The 17,614-nt window shown below is 63.2% G+C and carries 19 protein-coding genes and 1 other RNA gene; 11 read left to right on the forward strand and 9 right to left on the reverse strand.

Features of this window, described 5'->3' with window-relative positions; genetic code table 11:
* Positions 1-71 precede the first annotated feature (71 nt).
* The 6 genes from argB to HMPREF9695_RS18010 all read left to right on the forward strand — a co-directional run bounded on the left by argB (position 72) and on the right by HMPREF9695_RS18010 (position 5,512).
* Positions 72-971: an acetylglutamate kinase gene (argB, locus tag HMPREF9695_RS17985; RefSeq protein WP_006022320.1), complete on the forward strand. Its 900-nt coding sequence runs from the start codon at positions 72-74 to the stop codon at positions 969-971.
* 53 nt (positions 972-1,024) lie between these two features.
* Positions 1,025-2,020, forward strand: coding sequence for a DUF1036 domain-containing protein (locus tag HMPREF9695_RS17990; RefSeq protein ID WP_041712878.1), 996 nt, complete (start codon positions 1,025-1,027; stop codon positions 2,018-2,020).
* Positions 2,017-2,718, forward strand: coding sequence for a pyrimidine 5'-nucleotidase (locus HMPREF9695_RS17995; protein ID WP_006022322.1), 702 nt, complete (start codon positions 2,017-2,019; stop codon positions 2,716-2,718). The genes HMPREF9695_RS17990 and HMPREF9695_RS17995 overlap by 4 nt, the downstream gene beginning before the upstream one ends.
* 77 nt (positions 2,719-2,795) lie before the next feature.
* Complete coding sequence (dapD, locus tag HMPREF9695_RS18000) at positions 2,796-3,641, forward strand: 2,3,4,5-tetrahydropyridine-2,6-dicarboxylate N-succinyltransferase (protein WP_006022323.1); 846 nt, start codon at positions 2,796-2,798, stop codon at positions 3,639-3,641.
* A gap of 129 nt (positions 3,642-3,770) precedes the next feature.
* Positions 3,771-4,940 (forward strand): succinyl-diaminopimelate desuccinylase, encoded by a 1,170-nt coding sequence (gene dapE / locus HMPREF9695_RS18005; protein ID WP_006022324.1) that lies wholly within the window; start codon positions 3,771-3,773, stop codon positions 4,938-4,940.
* Positions 4,937-5,512 (forward strand): phosphorylase family protein, encoded by a 576-nt coding sequence (locus HMPREF9695_RS18010; RefSeq protein WP_006022325.1) that lies wholly within the window; start codon positions 4,937-4,939, stop codon positions 5,510-5,512. The genes dapE and HMPREF9695_RS18010 overlap by 4 nt, the downstream gene beginning before the upstream one ends.
* 129 nt (positions 5,513-5,641) lie before the next feature.
* Here HMPREF9695_RS18010 and truA read toward each other — a convergent pair whose 3' ends face one another.
* The 3 genes from truA to def are packed head-to-tail and all read right to left on the reverse strand — an operon-like array spanning position 5,642 to position 7,840.
* Positions 5,642-6,379 carry a tRNA pseudouridine(38-40) synthase TruA gene (gene truA / locus HMPREF9695_RS18015; protein ID WP_006022326.1) on the reverse strand — a complete coding sequence of 246 codons (738 nt, stop codon included), beginning with the start codon at positions 6,377-6,379 and terminating at the stop codon, positions 5,642-5,644.
* Positions 6,379-7,311 carry a methionyl-tRNA formyltransferase gene (fmt, locus tag HMPREF9695_RS18020; protein ID WP_006022327.1) on the reverse strand — a complete coding sequence of 311 codons (933 nt, stop codon included), beginning with the start codon at positions 7,309-7,311 and terminating at the stop codon, positions 6,379-6,381. The genes truA and fmt overlap by 1 nt, the downstream gene beginning before the upstream one ends.
* 13 nt (positions 7,312-7,324) lie before the next feature.
* Positions 7,325-7,840 carry a peptide deformylase gene (def, locus tag HMPREF9695_RS18025; RefSeq protein WP_006022328.1) on the reverse strand — a complete coding sequence of 172 codons (516 nt, stop codon included), beginning with the start codon at positions 7,838-7,840 and terminating at the stop codon, positions 7,325-7,327.
* A gap of 172 nt (positions 7,841-8,012) precedes the next feature.
* Here def and HMPREF9695_RS18030 point away from each other — a divergent pair, with 172 nt between their 5' ends.
* Complete coding sequence (locus HMPREF9695_RS18030; RefSeq protein WP_024920493.1) at positions 8,013-9,221, forward strand: DNA recombination protein RmuC; 1,209 nt, start codon at positions 8,013-8,015, stop codon at positions 9,219-9,221.
* 177 nt (positions 9,222-9,398) lie between these two features.
* Entirely contained in the window at positions 9,399-10,772 is a 1,374-nt protein-coding gene (locus HMPREF9695_RS18035) for an AmpG family muropeptide MFS transporter (RefSeq protein WP_006022330.1), read from the forward strand.
* 18 nt (positions 10,773-10,790) lie between these two features.
* Here HMPREF9695_RS18035 and HMPREF9695_RS18040 read toward each other — a convergent pair whose 3' ends face one another.
* The 6 genes from HMPREF9695_RS18040 to ffs form a co-directional block, all read right to left on the reverse strand.
* On the reverse strand, positions 10,791-11,360 hold the full coding sequence (locus HMPREF9695_RS18040; RefSeq protein WP_006022331.1) for a GDSL-type esterase/lipase family protein: 570 nt from the start codon (positions 11,358-11,360) through the stop codon (positions 10,791-10,793).
* A 68-nt stretch (positions 11,361-11,428) separates the two neighbouring features.
* Entirely contained in the window at positions 11,429-11,851 is a 423-nt protein-coding gene (locus HMPREF9695_RS18045) for a hypothetical protein (RefSeq protein ID WP_006022332.1), read from the reverse strand.
* A gap of 18 nt (positions 11,852-11,869) precedes the next feature.
* Positions 11,870-12,475 (reverse strand): recombination mediator RecR, encoded by a 606-nt coding sequence (recR, locus tag HMPREF9695_RS18050; RefSeq protein ID WP_006022333.1) that lies wholly within the window; start codon positions 12,473-12,475, stop codon positions 11,870-11,872.
* Between the two features lie 36 nt (positions 12,476-12,511).
* Positions 12,512-12,832, reverse strand: coding sequence for a YbaB/EbfC family nucleoid-associated protein (locus tag HMPREF9695_RS18055; RefSeq protein WP_006022334.1), 321 nt, complete (start codon positions 12,830-12,832; stop codon positions 12,512-12,514).
* A 25-nt stretch (positions 12,833-12,857) separates the two neighbouring features.
* Positions 12,858-14,723, reverse strand: coding sequence for a DNA polymerase III subunit gamma/tau (locus HMPREF9695_RS18060; protein WP_006022335.1), 1,866 nt, complete (start codon positions 14,721-14,723; stop codon positions 12,858-12,860).
* A 73-nt stretch (positions 14,724-14,796) separates the two neighbouring features.
* Positions 14,797-14,893, reverse strand: an RNA gene (ffs, locus tag HMPREF9695_RS25895) — signal recognition particle sRNA small type.
* 238 nt (positions 14,894-15,131) lie between these two features.
* Here ffs and HMPREF9695_RS18065 point away from each other — a divergent pair.
* From HMPREF9695_RS18065 to HMPREF9695_RS18075, 3 genes are all read left to right on the forward strand, one after another.
* Positions 15,132-15,551 carry an HIT family protein gene (locus tag HMPREF9695_RS18065; protein ID WP_006022336.1) on the forward strand — a complete coding sequence of 140 codons (420 nt, stop codon included), beginning with the start codon at positions 15,132-15,134 and terminating at the stop codon, positions 15,549-15,551.
* A 16-nt stretch (positions 15,552-15,567) separates the two neighbouring features.
* A complete protein-coding gene (gene nudC, locus HMPREF9695_RS18070) occupies positions 15,568-16,509 on the forward strand; it encodes an NAD(+) diphosphatase (protein ID WP_006022337.1) in 942 nt (313 codons plus the stop codon).
* An 88-nt stretch (positions 16,510-16,597) separates the two neighbouring features.
* Positions 16,598-17,548, forward strand: a complete 951-nt coding sequence (locus HMPREF9695_RS18075; RefSeq protein ID WP_006022338.1) for a sugar kinase — start codon at positions 16,598-16,600, stop codon at positions 17,546-17,548.
* Positions 17,549-17,614 lie beyond the last annotated feature (66 nt).

The following is a 17,614-nucleotide window of genomic DNA, read 5'->3' on the forward strand; positions in this document are numbered from 1 at the left end:
GGGCGGCACTTTGCACGCCTTGCGCCAATCGGCTAAACCCTCGTGCAAATCCTTGCCGAACGAGATTTCCCATGATCGATCTGCCGACAAACATCAGCGCACAGGATCAGGCCCGCATCCTGTCGGAAGCGCTGCCGCATATGCAGCAGTACGACGAGGAAACCATCGTCATTAAGTACGGCGGCCATGCCATGGGCGAGGAAAACCTTGCCCGGCAATTCGCCCGCGACATCGTCCTGCTTGAGCAGACCGCGATCAACCCGGTTGTGGTTCACGGCGGCGGCCCGCAGATCGCGAGCATGCTGGCGCGGCTCGGCATCAAATCGGAATTCGCGGCCGGGCTGCGCGTGACCGACGCGCCCACGATGGAAATCGTCGAAATGGTGCTGGCCGGTTCGATCAACAAATCGATCGTCAGCCACATCAATGAAGCCGGCGGCAAGGCCGTCGGCCTGTGCGGCAAGGACGGCAACATGGTCACCGCCGTCAAGGCGACACGAACCATGGTCGATCCCGGCTCCAACATCGAGAAGGTGGTCGATCTCGGTTTCGTCGGCGAGCCCGACAAGGTTGACCTCACACTGCTCAACCAGCTCATCGGCTACGAACTGATCCCGGTGCTGGCGCCGCTGGCTTCGTCAGGCGACGGCAAGACCTACAACGTCAACGCCGATACCTTCGCGGGTGCCGTGGCCGGTGCGCTGAAGGCCAAGCGCCTGTTGCTGCTGACCGACGTGCCCGGCGTGCTCGACAAGTCGAAGAAGCTGATTCCGGAACTGTCGATCAAGGATGCGCGCAAGCTGATCGCCGACGGCACGATTTCCGGCGGCATGATTCCCAAGGTCGAGACCTGCATCTATTCGCTGGAAGCCGGCGTCGAGGGCGTGGTCATCATCGACGGCAAGACGCCGCACGCGGTGCTGCTCGAACTGTTCACCAATCAGGGCACGGGAACGCTGATCCACAAGTGATGCCAGCTCAAATCGTCATTGCGAGCGCAGCGAAGCAATCCACACAGATCAAAATGGATTGCTTCGTCGCTGCGCTCCTCGCAATGACAGCCTTGCTTGTTTCCTCCCCCGCCCGCGCCGATCTTAAAATCTGCAATCGCATGAGTTATGTCGTCGAGGCCGCCATCGGCATCGAGGACAAGACTGCGACCGCGACGCGCGGCTGGTTCCGCATCGATCCGGCGACGTGCCGCGTGGTTGCGCAAGGCAACATCACCGCCGACCGTATCCTGCTGCATGCGCGGTCTCTGCCGGTCTATGGCGCCTCGCCCGCGCCGCAGAACGGCACCGACAATCTCTGCGTTGCGCCGAAGGACTTCGTCATTGCCGGACGCCAGTGCCGCGGCGGCCAGACCGCAGCGGCGTTCACCGAAATCAAACCCAGCACCGGCGAAGACGGACATCAGATCGCGTATCTCGCCGAAGGGGCCGAGTACGATGACGAGCAGGCGCGCCTCGCCGCGATCCAGCGGCTGCTGGTGATCGCAGGTTATGACGCGGCCCCCATCGACGGCGTCGACGGCCCGAAAACCCAGAACGCCCTCGCCGCATTCCTGAAAGCGCGCGGCCTCAATACCGATGCAGTCCAGGCGCCCAATTTCTTCGAGACGATGATTGCAGCGGTCGAAAAGCCCTCCGCCACCGGCCTCACCTGGTGCAACGACACGCAGTATCGGGTGATGGCATCCATCGCCACCGATGACGGAAAAACCGTCACCAGCCGCGGCTGGTATCGCATCGAACCTGGCAAGTGCCTGCATCCCGACGTGACGGGACAGCCCCGCAGGATCTACAGTTTCGCCGAAGCGGTCGACGCCGATGGCCGCACCATCAAGATCAACAGCCGCCCGGTGAACTGGGGCGGCACCACGATGCTCTGCACCCGCGAGACGCAGTTCGAATTCACCGAACAGGGCGACTGCGGCGGGCGCGGACTGAATGCCAGCGGCTATGAGCGCGTCGAGATCGGCGCGGGCGCCGGCAAGACTCTCAGATTCGGAACGCCATGATTCAGAAAGACAAGCGCAGCTTCACCCATATCGAGACATGGGTGTTCGATCTCGACAACACGCTCTACCCGCATCACGTCAATCTGTGGCAGCAGGTCGATGTCCGTATCCGCGATTTCGTGGCGCAGTATCTGAATGTGCCGAAGGACGAGGCATTCAAGATTCAGAAGGACTACTATCGCCGCTACGGCACCACCATGCGCGGCATGATGACCGAGCACGGCCTGCGCGCCGACGATTTCCTCGCCTATGTCCATGAGATCGATCACTCGCCGCTCGAACCCAATCCGGCGATGGGCGCGGCGATCGAAAAGCTCCCCGGCCGCAAGCTGATCCTCACCAACGGCTCGCGCGCCCATGCCGGCAAGGTGCTGGAACGGCTCGGCATCGGCAGTCACTTCGAGGACGTGTTCGACATCGTCGCTGCCGAACTGGAGCCGAAGCCCGCGCGGCAGACCTACCTTAAATTTCTCAAGCTGCACGGCGTCGATCCCTCGAAAGCCGCGATGTTCGAGGACCTCGCCCGCAATCTGGTGACGCCGCACGATCTTGGCATGACCACCGTCCTCGTAGTCCCGGACGGCACCAAGAACGTGGTCCGCGAGGACTGGGAGCTGGAAGGCCGCGACGCCGCCTATGTCGATCACATTACCGACGATCTGACCGGGTTTTTGGCGGCGATAAGAGCCTCAAACTGATCCGTTCAACTTGACTTGCCGCCGCCAAATCCCGACAAAAGCGGCATCCAAAACTGCTTTTCCCCCAAGGAACACCGATGTCTCTCTCCGCGCTTGAAAACACGCTGAATGCCGCCTTCGAGGCCCGCGATACCGTCAACGCCAATACCAGGGGCGAGGTGCGCGACGCCGTGGAGCTGGCGCTCAACCTGCTCGACAAGGGCGAGGCGCGCGTGGCCGAACGTCAGGCCGACGGCAAATGGCATGTCAACCAGTGGCTGAAGAAGGCGGTGCTGCTGTCCTTCCGTCTCAACGACATGGCGCCGATCACCGGTGGGCCCGGCGGCGCGCAGTGGTGGGACAAGGTGCCGTCGAAGTTCGAGGACTGGGGCGAGAACCGTTTCCGCGATGCCGGCTTCCGCGCTGTGCCGGGCGCGATCGTCCGCCGCTCGGCCTATATCGCCAAGAACGTTGTGCTGATGCCGTCGTTCGTCAATCTCGGCGCCTATGTCGATGAAGCGACCATGATAGACACCTGGTCCACGGTTGGCTCCTGCGCCCAGATCGGCAAGCGCGTGCACATTTCGGGCGGCGTCGGCATCGGCGGCGTGCTCGAGCCGTTGCAGGCCGGTCCTGTGATCATCGAGGACGACTGTTTCATCGGCGCACGTTCGGAAGTCGCCGAAGGCGTTATCGTGCGCAAGGGCGCGGTGCTGGCGATGGGCGTATTCCTCGGCGCGTCGACCAAGATCGTTGATCGCGAGACCGGCGAGACCTTCATCGGCGAGGTGCCGGAATATGCCGTGCTCGTTCCCGGCACTCTGCCCGGCAAGCCGCTGAAGAACGGTCAGCCCGGCCCGAACACCGCCTGTGCCGTGATCGTCAAGCGCGTCGACGAGCGCACCCGCTCCAAGACCAGCATCAACGAACTGCTGCGGGACTAAAAGGTAGCAAAGAGCGCACCACGCCTTCAATATCATTGCCAGACTTCTTCCGGCAATCCCGACAACGAAGGTGCGGTGCCCTCTTAATCGAGATCACCGGGACCCGGTGATGACAAGTTTGGGAAACCAATGTCGATCGACGCCCTCTCCATCGCCCGTGATCTGCTGCGCTGTCCCTCGGTGACGCCGGCGGACGCGGGCGCGCTCGGTGTGCTGGAGAAGCTGCTCGGCGATGCCGGGTTCGAGGTGCATCGCGTCACCTTCTCCGAACCTGGCGCGGCCGACATCGACAATCTCTATGCACGCATCGGCACGGAGGCACCGCACATCACCTTCGCGGGCCACACCGACGTGGTGCCCGCCGGTGACGAAGCGGCGTGGAGCCACGGTGCGTTCGCCGGTGACGTCAAGGACGGCATGCTCTATGGCCGCGGCGCGGTGGACATGAAGGGCGGCATCGCCTGCTCGGTTGCCGCCGTGCTGGATTATCTCGCGGCCAATGGCGGCAAGCCGCAAAAGACTGGTGGGGGCTCGATCTCGTTCCTGATCACCGGCGACGAGGAAGACATCGCCGTCAACGGCACCGTCAAGCTTTTGCAGTGGGCGGCGGATCGCGGCGAAAAGTTCGATCACTGCGTCCTCGGCGAGCCGAGCAACGTCAACGAAATGGGCGACACCATCAAGATCGGACGGCGCGGCTCGCAATCCGGCACCATCATTGTCGAGGGCGTGCAGGGTCATGTCGCCTATCCGCACCGCGCCTCCAATCCGGTGCCGGACATCGCGGCGCTGATCGCCGCATTGAGCGGCGATCCGCTCGACAAGGGCACTGCGCACTTCCAGCCCTCGAATCTCGAATTCACCTCGGTCGATGTCGGCAATCCGGCCTGGAACGTGATTCCGTCGCAGGCGCGCGCGCGCTTCAACATCCGCTACAACGACTGCCACACCCGCGAATCCCTCCGCGCGCTGATCGAGGAGCGCGTGACCAAAGCGAGCGGCAACCGCATCAAGGCGCATGTGGTCTGGGAGCCGTCGAACGCCGACGTGTTCCGGACCAGGCCGGGACCGTTCACCGATCTTGTCGTCGCTGCCATCGAAGATGTCACCGGCCGCAAGCCCGAGCTGAACACGGGCGGCGGCACCTCGGATGCACGCTTCATCACGCATTATTGCCCGGTGCTGGAATTCGGCCTTGTCGGCCAGACCATGCACCAGATCGACGAACGCACGCCGGTGTCCGATCTCGAGAAACTCACGAAGATCTATCGCGGCGTGCTGGATCGATATTTCGCATGAATGACCCGGACATGAGCGGACATATCGTTGTTCTTACCGCCATCGATACCGAACTGAACAAGGTGCGCGCGCCGGAAGGTGTCGAGGTGATTTACACCGGCGTCGGCAAGGTCAATGCGGCGCATGTTGCAGCCCTGACCGTGCTAGCGCTGCAACCGAAGCTGATCATCAATTACGGCACCGCTGGCAAGATCGCGCACATCCACAACGGTCTCGTGGAGGTCGCGCACACGGTTCAGCGCGACATGGAAGCGATGCCGCTGGCGCCGCGCGGCCGCACGCCGTTCTCGCCGGAGATGGACCGGCTGTCGTCCGGTCACGGGACCGTTGTCTGCGGCACCGGCGACAGCTTCGTGACCTCCGTCGATCCGTGGCTGGTCGAGAACAACATCGACATCGTCGACATGGAACTGTTCGCAATTGCCCATGTCTGCCAGCGCCACAACGTGCCGTGGCGCGCGTTCAAGTTCATCACCGACGCCGCCGATGAGAACGCCGCGGATCACTGGAACGAGAATGTCGCGGGTGGCGAGGATCTGTTCTGGGAAGTGATGAAAGATATAGCGCGATGACACTCCCTCGCCCCGCCCTTGCGGGGAGAGGGTTGGGGTGAGGGGCACTTGCTTTCTTTTGGCTGCCTATGCCCCTCACCCGGCGCTACGCGCCGACCTCTCCCCGTAAACGGGGAGAGGTAAGAAACATCAATACTCCACCCGCACCAGATAGAGGCCGTCCGGCGGCGCGACGGGGCCGCAGGCGGTACGGTCGCGTGCTTCGAGCGCACGGCGCAGGTCGCCGGACGTCCAGCGTCCATGGCCGACCCAGACCAGTGAGCCGACCATCGAACGCACCTGGCTGTGCAGGAATGAGCGCGCCGAGGTCGTGATATTCACGTCATCGCCGTCACGCGTCACATCGAGTGCGTCCAGCGTCTTCTCCGGCGACTTCGCCTGGCATTCGGTGTCGCGGAAAGTTGTGAAATCGTGTTTTCCGATCAGCACCTGCGCGGCTTCCTGCATCGCCGCGACATCGAGCGGCCGCGGCACGCGCCACGCGTGCCCCGCTTTCAGCGCGAGGTTCGCCCGGTGATTGACGATGCGGTAGATGTAGTGGCGCTTGGTCGCCGAAAACCGCGCATCGAAAGTTTCCGGCACGATCTCCGCCGACAGCACGCCGATGGGATGCGGGCGCAGATGGGCGTTCAGCGCATCGCGCACGCGATCGGCCCTGTAGTCCTTTGCCAGATCGATATGCGCCACCTGCCCGAGGGCATGGACACCGGCATCGGTGCGGCCTGCGCCGTTGACCCGCACATCCTGACCGGTCATCGCCTTTACGGCATCTTCCAGCGCGCCCTGCACGGACGGGCCCTTGTCCTGATACTGCCACCCCCAAAAGGGAGCGCCGTCATATTCGATGAGGAGCTTGTAGCGGGGCATCAGCTCACGCGCGCCGGAGGCTTGAGGGGCGTGCCGTTGAGAAACGCCTCGGCCTTCATCGGTGGCTTGCCGGCGCGCTGCAAGTCCAGAATGCGGATCGCGCCGTCGCCGCAGGCAATGGTCAGTCGATCGTCGAGCACGTCGCCCGGCGCACCGGAGCCCTTCGCCAGTTCACAGCGCAGCACCTTGATGCGCACCGGCTCGCCATCGACGGCGATTTCGAACCATGCGCCGGGAAACGACGACAGGCCGTGGATATGCCGCAAAACCTCATGCGCGGATTTGGTCCAGTCGATGCGCGCCTCGGCCTTGTCGATCTTGGCGGCGTAGGTGACGCCCTGCTCGCTTTGCTTTGTGAGTTGCAGCCCGCCGCGCGACAGAGCGCCCATCGCACGCACCATCAGATCCGCGCCCAGCGGCGCCAGCGCATCGTGCAGATCCTGCGCGGTCATGGCGTCAGTGATCGGCAGCCGTTCGGCCATCGCGACATCGCCGGTGTCGAGCCCGGCGTCCATCTTCATGACCATCACGCCGGACTCGGCATCGCCGGTCATGATCGCGCGCTGGATCGGCGCGGCGCCGCGCCAGCGCGGCAGCAACGACCCGTGCAGATTGAAACAGCCGAGCGGCACCGCATCCAGAATATTCTGCGGCAGGATCATGCCGTAAGCCACGACAACGGCGGCATCGGCATTGTGCGAACGGAATTCCGCCGCCGCTTCCGGCGTCCGCAGCGTCTTCGGCGTCAGCACCGGAATGCCGAGTTGCCGCGCCGCCTGCTCAACCGGCGTCGCCTGCAGCTTCATGCCGCGTCCGGCGGGTTTCGGTTCACGCGTGTAAACGGCGGCGATCTCATGGCCGTGATCCGCCAGCGCCAGCAGCGTCGGCACCGCAAAATCCGGCGTGCCCATGAAGATCAGACGAAGCGGCATGACAAGCTCCGGCTTATTTCGCCGCGAGCTTGGCGGCCTTGGTGAACTTCTTCATCACGCGGTCGCGCTTGAGCTTGGAGAGATAATCCACGAACAGCACGCCGTTGAGATGGTCGATCTCATGCTGGATGCAGGTGGCGTAAAGTCCCTCCGCATCTTCCTCGCGCGTCACACCTTCGAGGTCCATGAAGCGCACGCGCACCCGCGCGGGCCGCTCGACCTCTTCATAGTATTCCGGGATCGACAGACAGCCCTCTTCGTAAACCGACATTTCATCGGACGAGGCCAGTATCTCCGGATTGATAAAGACGCGCGGCTCCTTCTCCCCTTCCTTCTTGGAGAGGTCCATGGTGATCAGCCGCAGCGGCACGGCGACCTGGATCGCGGCAAGGCCGATGCCTGGCGCGTCATACATGGTCTGGAACATGTCGTCGGCAAGCGCCCGGATTTCGGGCGTGATCTTTTCGACGGGCTTCGAGATCAGCCGGAGTTGCTTGTCGGGAAGAATGATGATGTCGCGATTGGCCATGGGCGCGATGTAATGGGAGCGCCCGCCGCGGTCAAACCCGTTGTGAGGTCAGGCGCTTGGCCGGGGACGAATGCTGTTAACCGGCGATTAACCATAAAAATCAGGGAGTTATTAACCATAAAATGTTCCCTATTCGTTCGCGTCGCGTGCCGAATCGGGTTACAAAGGGGGCATGAACGAGATCCTTTTCATGGCCGGCGATGTGCCGGTTCACGTTGGCGCCGCCCTGATTGCATTCGGCGTGCTCGCGCTGCTGTTGTTGCTGACCATCGCCATCGTGATCGCGCGCTCAGGCCGAAAGGGCGCGGAGGCTGCCATGGCGCAGGCGGTGCGCGCGGACGAGTTGGAAGAGCGGCTCGCCGAAGTGCTGCGCATGCAGAACGAATCCACCGGCCGGGTCCATGAAATGGGACAGGCGCTGGTGGGGCGTCAGGCGGAAATGGCCCGCGCCGTCAACGAACGGCTGGATTCGGTGACGCACCGCGTCGGCCAGTCCATGGAGCAGACCACGCGCAACACGATGGACTCTCTGCGCGTGCTGCACGAGCGCCTCGGCATCATCGACAACGCGCACAAGAATCTCACCGACCTCACATCGCAGGTGACGACCCTGCGCGACGTGCTCGCCAACAAGCAGTCGCGCGGTGCATTCGGCCAGGCGCGGATGGAAGCCATCGTTCAGGACGGCATGCCGAAAGACTCCTATGCCTTTCAGCACACGCTATCAAACCGGACTCGCCCCGACTGCGTGATTTTCCTGCCCGATCAGCGGCCCCTGTGCGTCGATGCAAAATTTCCGCTGGAAGCCTTCACCGCGCTCCGCGATGCGCGCAGCGACGAGGAAAAGAAAGTCGCCACCCAGCGGCTGCGGCAGGACGTGATGAAGCACGTCAACGACATCGCCGAGAAGTATCTCATTCCCGGCGAGACACAGGATACGGCGCTGATGTTCGTGCCGTCGGAATCGGTCTACGCCGAAATCCACGATGGCTTCGACGATGTGATCCAGAAGGCCTACCGGGCGCGGATCGTGCTGGTGTCGCCCTCGCTTTTGATGCTGGCGATCCAGGTGATGCAGCAGATCCTGAAAGACGCGCGGATGCGCGATGCCGCCGACCAGATCCGCACCGAGGTCATGCATATGTCGGACGATCTCGGCCGGCTGCGCGACCGCGTGCTCAAGCTGCAGAAAGATTTCGGCAATGTGAATGAGGACGTGCGCCAGATCCTGATTTCGGCGGAGAAGATCGAAAAGCGCGCCGGGCGTATCGAGGAACTGGATTTCAGCAAGAGCAGCGAGCCTGCAGACGCGACGCGCGTGGTGTCCTCCAGCGACCTGTTTCCGCCACATCCTCTGCGCAAGCTGCAGGCGGGGGAGTAATCGTCGCAATCGGGATTTACCCCCACCCCGGCGCTCCGCGCCGACCCTCCCCACAAGGAGGAGGGAGAAGAGAGACTTTGCTCGCCGCGCCTCTTATCCCTCCCCTGAATGGGGAGGGTGGCTGACCGGAGGTCAGCCGGGTGGGGTGACCGGCCAAGAATCTGCTAACACCGCTGCATGACAGTTCCTGACACAGCGAAGGCAGAAGCCGAAAGCCCTCCCCGCGCCTCGTGGCGCGAGGCATTTGCAGTCTATCTGCAGAAGCGCGTGCTGATCGTGCTGTTCCTCGGCTTCTCGTCGGGGCTGCCGCTGGCACTGTCCGGCTCGACGCTTCTGGTGTGGATGCGGGAGTCCGGTGTCGATCTCGGCACCATCGGACTCTTTGCACTGGTCGGCACGCCCTACACCCTGAAATTCCTCTGGGCACCGCTGGTTGACGCGCTGCATGTGCCGCTGCTGACACGCCTGCTCGGACGGCGCCGCGGCTGGCTGGTGTTCGCGCAATTGCTGCTGATCGCCGCGATCCTGCTGCTGGCGCTGACCGATCCGGCACGCTCGCCGTTTTATGTCGCGCTCGGTGCGCTGCTGGTCGCGGCCGCGTCGGCAACGCAGGATATCGTGGTCGATGCCTTTCGCGTCGAAAGCCTGCCTGAGAGCGAGCAGGCCGCCGGCATGGCCTCGTATGTCGCTGCCTATCGCGTCGGCATGCTGATCTCCACCGCCGGTGCGCTGTTTCTGGTCAGCGGCTTCGAAGCCACCGGCCTGACCAAGCCGATCGCATGGATGTGGGGCTACATCGCGATGGCGGCGATGGTGCTGATCGGGATGATTGCCGCGCTGGTCGCCACCGAGCCTGAACAGTCGCGCCGCGCAGAGGAAGCGACCTCCGGCGAGAGCGCCATCACCCGCGTCATCACCGCCGCAGTGGGCGCCTTCACCGAATTCCTGACCCGCAGGGACGTCTGGGCGGTCCTGGCGTTTGTCATTCTCTACAAGTTTACGGATTCATTTTCCGGCACGATGACTGCGCCGTTCGTGATCGATCTCGGCTTCACCCGCAACGACTATGCCGCCATCGTGAAGGGCGTCGGACTTGCCGCAACACTGATCGGCGGATTCGCCGGAGGCTTTCTCGCCCGCGCATGGTCGCTGGAAGCGTGCCTGTGGATCGGCGGTGTGTTGCAGGCGATCTCGAATCTCGCCTTCGCCTGGCTGGCCTTTGTCGGACACAATCAATGGGCGCTGGCGCTGGCGATCACGGTGGAGAATTTCACCGGCGCGATCGGGACCGTGATCTTCGTCGCTTACCTATCGTCGCTGTGCCAGAGCCCGCTGCACACCGCGACCCAGTATGCGCTGCTCACCGCGTTCGCAGCCATCGGCAGAACCTATCTCTCCGCAGGCGCGGGTTATGTCGCGCAGGCCACCGGCTGGCCGGCATTCTTCGTGCTCAGCGTGCTGGTCGCGGTGCCGAGCCTGATCCTGCTGGCGTGGCTGCAACGGCGCGGACATTTCGAGACCCTGCGTCAACGCGAGAACATAGCGGCATAGCCGCAACGGCCAGCCCAATCAGGCCGCTTTCTTCTTCGCAGCCTTTGAGACCAGCGCCGCAACCGGCCCGATGGTTTTGCCGACCATCTTTCTGTAGCCCGCCGCATTGAAATGCTTATCGCCGCCGCCCACGGTGAGCGCTGGATTCTGATGATCCGCGACATCGTAGACCGGCGGGCGGATCACATACGTGTCGATCCCCTTCGCCCGCAGGCGGCTGACGATGCCGGCGACATTCGCCTGAACTTCCGCCATGCTTACTCCGCGGCGAATATCGTTGATCCCGATCCAGATCACCGCCACCCGCGTGCCGGAAGGAACAGCCGAATCCAGACGTCCAGCGAGGCCGGAGCTTGTATCGCCGTTGATGCCGCCATTGCTGACAGTCACGTTCAGACCTCGCGCGTTTAGCGCGGCTTGAAGCTGACTCGGATAGTTCTCGGAGGGAGAGATGCCCTTGCCGTAAACGTTGCTGTCGCCGATCACCGCGACCTGCACCTGCGCGCGTGCGGAATGCACGGCCACCGGAGATGCGAGGAAAAAAGCCGCAACGATAAAGGAAACGAACAGATTGAGCCGCAATGACATAATCCGCCCCCGAAATTGATTTCCAAAATCAGCAGACTAGGGCGGGCGTCCGAACACCGTCAAGCACGTCAGTGCTTGGTCACGACGCTCCACTTGGTGACGACGGCGTCGCTCAACTGCCCGGCGGCCTGCGCGCAGGCCATCTCATTGGCCTTCAGCGCAATGCTTTTCCCGATAAAGGGCTTCAGCGCCGCGGCTTCTGCGTCGCTGTTGGTCACGATCTGAAATGTTTCGGGACCGGTTTCCAGATTGCACATACCCGACGGTGGCGGCAAACGGCGCGGTTCGCTGGTGAGCTGATACGTAATGACGCGCTTCTTCTTCGGTCCAGAACGCATCGCGGTCAGTTCGCCGGACAAGACTTCGCCAGTGTTGATCGGCTTCGCCTTCTGCTGCGCCATCGCGCCGGATGATGTGAGCATTGCAAGGCATACGGCCAGGCATCCAGCGGCCAGTTTTGGCGGGGCATTCACGAACAGTCGGGAGATCATGCGGTTTCCATTTGAGTTTCAGAACAGTGTCCGCTGCCGCATGGCGGCCGACAGCGTTCCTTCGTCGAGATAATCAAGTTCCCCGCCGACCGGCACACCGTGCGCCAGCCGCGTGACCTTGACGTTGGCATCCTGCAACAGGTCGGTGATGTAGTGCGCGGTGGTCTGGCCATCGACGGTTGCATTCAGCGCAAGGATAATTTCCGTCACGCGCGGATCGAGCGCGCGCTGCACCAGTGCATCGATGGTCAGATCCTGCGGGCCGACGCCGTCGAGTGGCGACAGCGTGGCCCCGAGCACGTGGTAAAATCCATTTGTGGCATGAGCGCGTTCAAGCGCCCACAAATCCGCGACATCCGCCACCACCACGATGATCGAGGGATCGCGCCGTGCATCGGTGCAGACCGTGCAGGGATTCTGCGTATCGATATTGCCGCAGGTGTTGCACACCTGGATCTTCTCAATCGCCACTTGCAATGCCGCCGACAGCGGCGTCATCAGGGCTTCGCGCTTCTTGATCAGATGCAGCGCGGCACGCCGCGCCGAGCGCGGGCCAAGCCCTGGCAGCCGCGCCAGCAACTGGATCAGCCGTTCGATTTCCGGACCTGCGACCGAGGAGACCATCAGAGCATTTTCACGTTGAGAAGGCGCATCGCGGCTCTAGCCGAGACCCAGCCCCGGAGGCAGGCCGAGGCCGCCGGTCAGCGCCTGCATCTTTTCCTGCATGGCGGCTTCGGCCTTGCGGCGCGCATCGTTCTGCGCCGTCACCAGCAGGTCTTCGAGAATCTCGCGCTCGTCGGCTTTCATCAGCGACGGATCGATCTTCACGGCCTTCACTTCGCCCTTGGCGGTCATGCGCACATTGACGAGACCGCCACCGGACAGGCCTTCAACCTCGATGGTGTCGAGTTCATCCTGCAGCGCCTTCATCTTGGACTGAAGCTGCGCCGCCTGTTTCATCATGCCGAGAAAGTCAGCCATGAACGGGTCCCTTTATCGAATTGGGTTAGAGATCGTCGTCTTCTTCAGCCGCAGCAACAGGCCCGGATTCATCCACACCGGAGCCGGTATCCGGCACGATCCGCCGCACCTCCACCAGTTGCGTACCAGGAAAGCGTGACATCACGGCCTGCACGCGCGGATCGGCCTGTACGCCGTCGGTGAGTTTTTCCTTCGCGGCCTGTGCCTGCGCGCGCAGCGTCGGCTCGCCCGCCTCGTTGGAGACGATCACGGTCCAGCGCCGCCCGGTCCAGAATTCGAGCTTGCGGGACAGATCGTTGATCATCGAACGCGCGGCGCTGCGTTCCAGTGCGACCTCAAGCCGCCCGTCTTCCATCCGCACCAGCCGCACATCGGCTTCCAGCGCGGACTTGATTTGGACATCGCGTTTTTCGCTCGCGAGCGCCACGAGCTCCGCAAATGTGTTCAGCCGTCGCGCGGGCGCGGCTTCAGCCGGAGCGGGCGTAGGCGCAATCATCTGCGGACGCGGTGATGTATCGAGCGCCGGCCGTGTGCTCGATGCCACCGCCCGCAACTGCGACCCGTCATCGCCGCCTGAAGACAGCATGGCGGACGGCGCACGCGGCGCGGCGTTGCCAGCCCCATTGCCGCTCATCGCAGGCGACGAGCCGCCATTGGCGTCGATCATCCTGATCGCCTCGTCCGGCGTCGGCAGATCCGACACATAGGCGATGCGCACCAGCACCATTTCGGCGGCAGCTTGAGGACGCGTCGCGGATTGCACTTCCGCGATGCCCTTGAGCAGCATCTGCCACATTCGTGACAGCACGCGCATCGAGAGCTTGGCGGCGAAATCGCGCCCCCGCGTGCGCTCGGTTTCGCCGAGCGCCAGATTGTCCGCCGTGGCGGGAACGACCTTCACCCTCGTCACGAAGTTCACGAACTCCGCAAGGTCGCTGAGCACCACCACCGGATCGGCGCCGGTGTCATACTGGTCGCGGAATTCCTTGAAGGCGGCGGCGATGTCGCCGCTCGCCAGCGACTGGAACAGATCGATGACGCGGGTGCGGTCGGCCAGACCAAGCATCTGCCGCACGTCTTCGGCGCGCACCATGCCCGCCGCATGCGCAATCGCCTGATCGAACAACGACAGCGAATCGCGCACCGAGCCTTCTGCCGCGCGGGCGATCAATCCCAGTGCTTCGGGCTCGGCCCCAACGCCTTCCTTGGCCGCGATGTTCGCCAGATGCGCCATCAGCACATCAGAATCGACGCGCCGCAGATCGAAGCGCTGGCAGCGCGACAGCACGGTCACCGGGACTTTGCGGATTTCAGTGGTGGCGAACACGAACTTGGCGTGCTCGGGGGGCTCTTCCAGAGTCTTCAGGAAGGCGTTGAACGCCTTCTCCGAGAGCATGTGGACTTCGTCGATGATGTAGACTTTGTATCTTGCGCTCGAAGGCGCATAGCGCACGCCGTCGGTAATCTGCCGCACGTCGTCGATACCGGTATGCGACGCTGCGTCCATTTCGAGAATATCGATGTGCCGGCTTTCCATGATGGCCTGGCAATGCACGCCCATCTTCGGCATGTGGATGGTCGGCCCTTTGACCGAGCCATCCGGCAGTTCGTAATTCAGCGCGCGGGCGAGAATGCGCGCGGTCGTGGTCTTGCCGACGCCGCGCACCCCGGTGAGAATCCAGGCCTGCGGAACGCGCCCCGCCTCGAACGAATTCGAGATGGTCCGCACCATCGCTTCTTGGCCGATCAGATCCTCGAATGTGCCGGGACGGTACTTGCGTGCGAGCACACGGTAGCCGGAACTTGAGCCTCCCGACGGGGCTGGCGTTCCGCCGAGTTCGAAACCCGGCTGATCGTCCGCAGTCGCGCCGGCAATGTCAGCATCGGTCATCAATCGATCCGCGATTGAGCACGCTAGGCACCAGGCGCGCGTTGCGCCGCTGCGGACGCACGAAAAAAGAGAAGTAGGAGACTGACGAGCGACCCGATCCGGACCTCGTTAGGGCTGCTTCCTTCCGGACCTGACCCGGTTGGCGAGTGGCTCGTCCACCGCCAATCTCCCGGTCCCTATTTGGGGCCAAAAGCGCCGGAAAGCAAGCGCGCGGCGGACCTTCGCACCACGTTGTTTCAGCTTGCAAAATGGCCTGCCTCGTGGTCCGGCCGCTGCGGGTCCAGCCCTGCCCGGACAAAGGCATGGAAGCCCCGCGCAAAGCCGGGCATGACAGGTGTTGTTTGCAGCACTGCACTCTGCAAAATTGCCGGAACCGCTCCTGTTCCGTATCCGACGTTCAGAAACCAAATGTCCCCTTCCGCCTGGTCGCTCCATCCAACCCTCGAGAAAGACACCATCAGCATCGGCGATCTGCCGCTGTCGCGCGTGCTCGTGATCAAGGATGCGAATTATCCGTGGCTGCTGCTCGTGCCGCGCCGGCCGGACGCCGTCGAGATCATCGACCTCAACGAGATCGAACAGGCGCAACTGACCACCGAAATCAACCGCGTCGCGCGGGCTCTGAAAGAGATCACCAAACCCGACAAGCTGAACATCGCGGCGCTGGGCAATGTCGTTCCCCAGTTGCATGTTCATATCATTGCACGCCGGACCACGGACGCCGCATGGCCGCGACCGGTCTGGGGCGCAGTGCCGCCGCTGGCGCACGATCCGCAGGAAGTCGAAGCCTTCATCGCCGCGCTCCGCCGCAAGATCTGGCTGAGCTGAAAATCCGGACTGATCAATGACAACAAAAAATGATCCCTTTCCGCTCGGACAGCCCGGCTTCGTGTCGCATCCGATCGACCGCGCGGCGCATATCCGCACCGACGCCGAAAAACTGTTCGCGCTGGAAAACCATCGCAACGCGCGGGCCTATGTAGTCCATCGCGATTCGCTGGTGGTCACCCTGGGCGCCGATGGTCCCCGCGCACTCCTGACACTGGACGAAGCGCACAAGTTCGGCGCGAATCCCGGCACCATCTTTCTCGGACTGCACGAAGGCGCGGCGATTTTCGGCATGGGCATCAGCGCCACCGCCGCCGAAGACCTGATGGGCCGGCAGGACGTCGGCGTGGAAAATCTCCGGGCGGTTGCCGCAAGCGGCGCGATACCGGCGCGCGAACTCTCCACCATCGCGATGGCGAAGTCGCTGGTGAGCTGGCATCAGCGCCACGGCTTCTGCGCCAACTGCGGTTCGCGCTCATCAATGGCGGATGGCGGATGGAAGCGCATTTGCCCAAGCTGCAAGACCGAACACTTTCCGCGCACCGATCCGGTCGTCATCATGCTGGTGACCGCGGGCGACAAATGCCTGATGGGCCGTCAGTCGCAGTTTCCGCCGACCATGTGGTCATGCCTCGCCGGATTCGTCGAAGCCGCCGAGACCATCGAGAACGCCGTGCAGCGCGAGATTCTCGAAGAGGCCGGCATCCACTGCACCGACGTGCGCTACTACATGACGCAGCCGTGGCCCTATCCGTCATCCTTGATGATCGGCTGCACCGCGCGCGCCACCACCACCGACATCGTCGTCGACAAGACCGAGCTTGAGGACGCCCGCTGGTTCAGCCGTGATGAAGCCGTGGCGATGCTGGCGAAGACGCACCCCGAAGGCTTGACAGGGCCGCATCCGGTCGCCATCGCGCATCATCTTCTGGCGAACTGGATCAAGGAAACAGCCTGACCGATTTTTACGGTTCCCTTGAACGGGAACCGCGTGGCGTGTCATCGATTGTCTCAATCACGAGCATTTCCGGCGAGGCGCAGTGTCAGTGAATATCCAGAATCAACCACGCAGGGCATCTCCACGCATTGTCTGCATCGGGATGCCGGTGCGCGATCTTATTTTCCGCGTGCCGGAAGTGCCCGCGCGCGGCCAGAAGGAATATGCCAGCGAGTTCGTCGAGGTGGCCGGCGGCAATTCGCCCAACGCCGCCATTTCGATTTCACGGCTCGGCGGGCGTGTCCTGCTGACAGGCCCGATCGGCGGTTTGCTGGCGGCGAGCAATGCCATCATCGATGATCAATTCAGAAGTGAGGGGATCGACACCAGCGGCCTCGTGGTCGTCGATGACGTAGTCACACCGATCTCCAGCGTGCTGATCGATCCGAGCGGTGAGCGCACCATCGCCACCTTCCGCGATCCCAAACTGTGGACCGTGGCGCTGCCGCCATCGGACACGCTGCTCGCCGACTGCGATGCCATTCTGATCGAAAGCCGCTGCGCGGAATTCGGCACCGATGTGTGCGCAGAGGCGCACCGCCGAGGCATTCCCGTCGTCATCGACGGCGACCGGATGATGTCGATGCGCGAAGGGCTGTTGCAGGTCGCCTCGCACATCGTCTTTTCGGCGGAGGCGCTGCACGCCACCGCAGGCGAAAGCGATGACGTGACCGGGCTGCGCAAGCTCGCGCAGGTGACCCCCGCATTGCTCGGCGTCACATCGGGCGCCAGGGGCGTGATCTGGCTCGACCCGCAGGGCCAACCGAAACACATGCCGGCTTTCCCGGTCCATACCGTCGATACGCTGGGCGCGGGCGACGCCTTCCACGGCGCCTTCACGCTGGCCGTGGCGGAGGGACAGCCGCTGGAGCAGGCGATGCGATTCGCCTCCGCGACCGCCGCCCTCAAATGCACCCGCTTCGGCGGCGCCTTCGGATCACCCCAACGCGCTGAAGTTGATGCCCTTTTGGCCTCCAGCCCGGTCACCCTCCCAGCATAGAGAGCCTCTAAAGCCGCAAATCCAGGCTTGTCAGAGAATGATTTTCTATATATGAGGTGTACAGCC

The organism is Afipia broomeae ATCC 49717, assembly GCF_000314675.2.
Taxonomy (GTDB): Bacteria; Pseudomonadota; Alphaproteobacteria; order Rhizobiales; family Xanthobacteraceae; genus Afipia; species Afipia broomeae.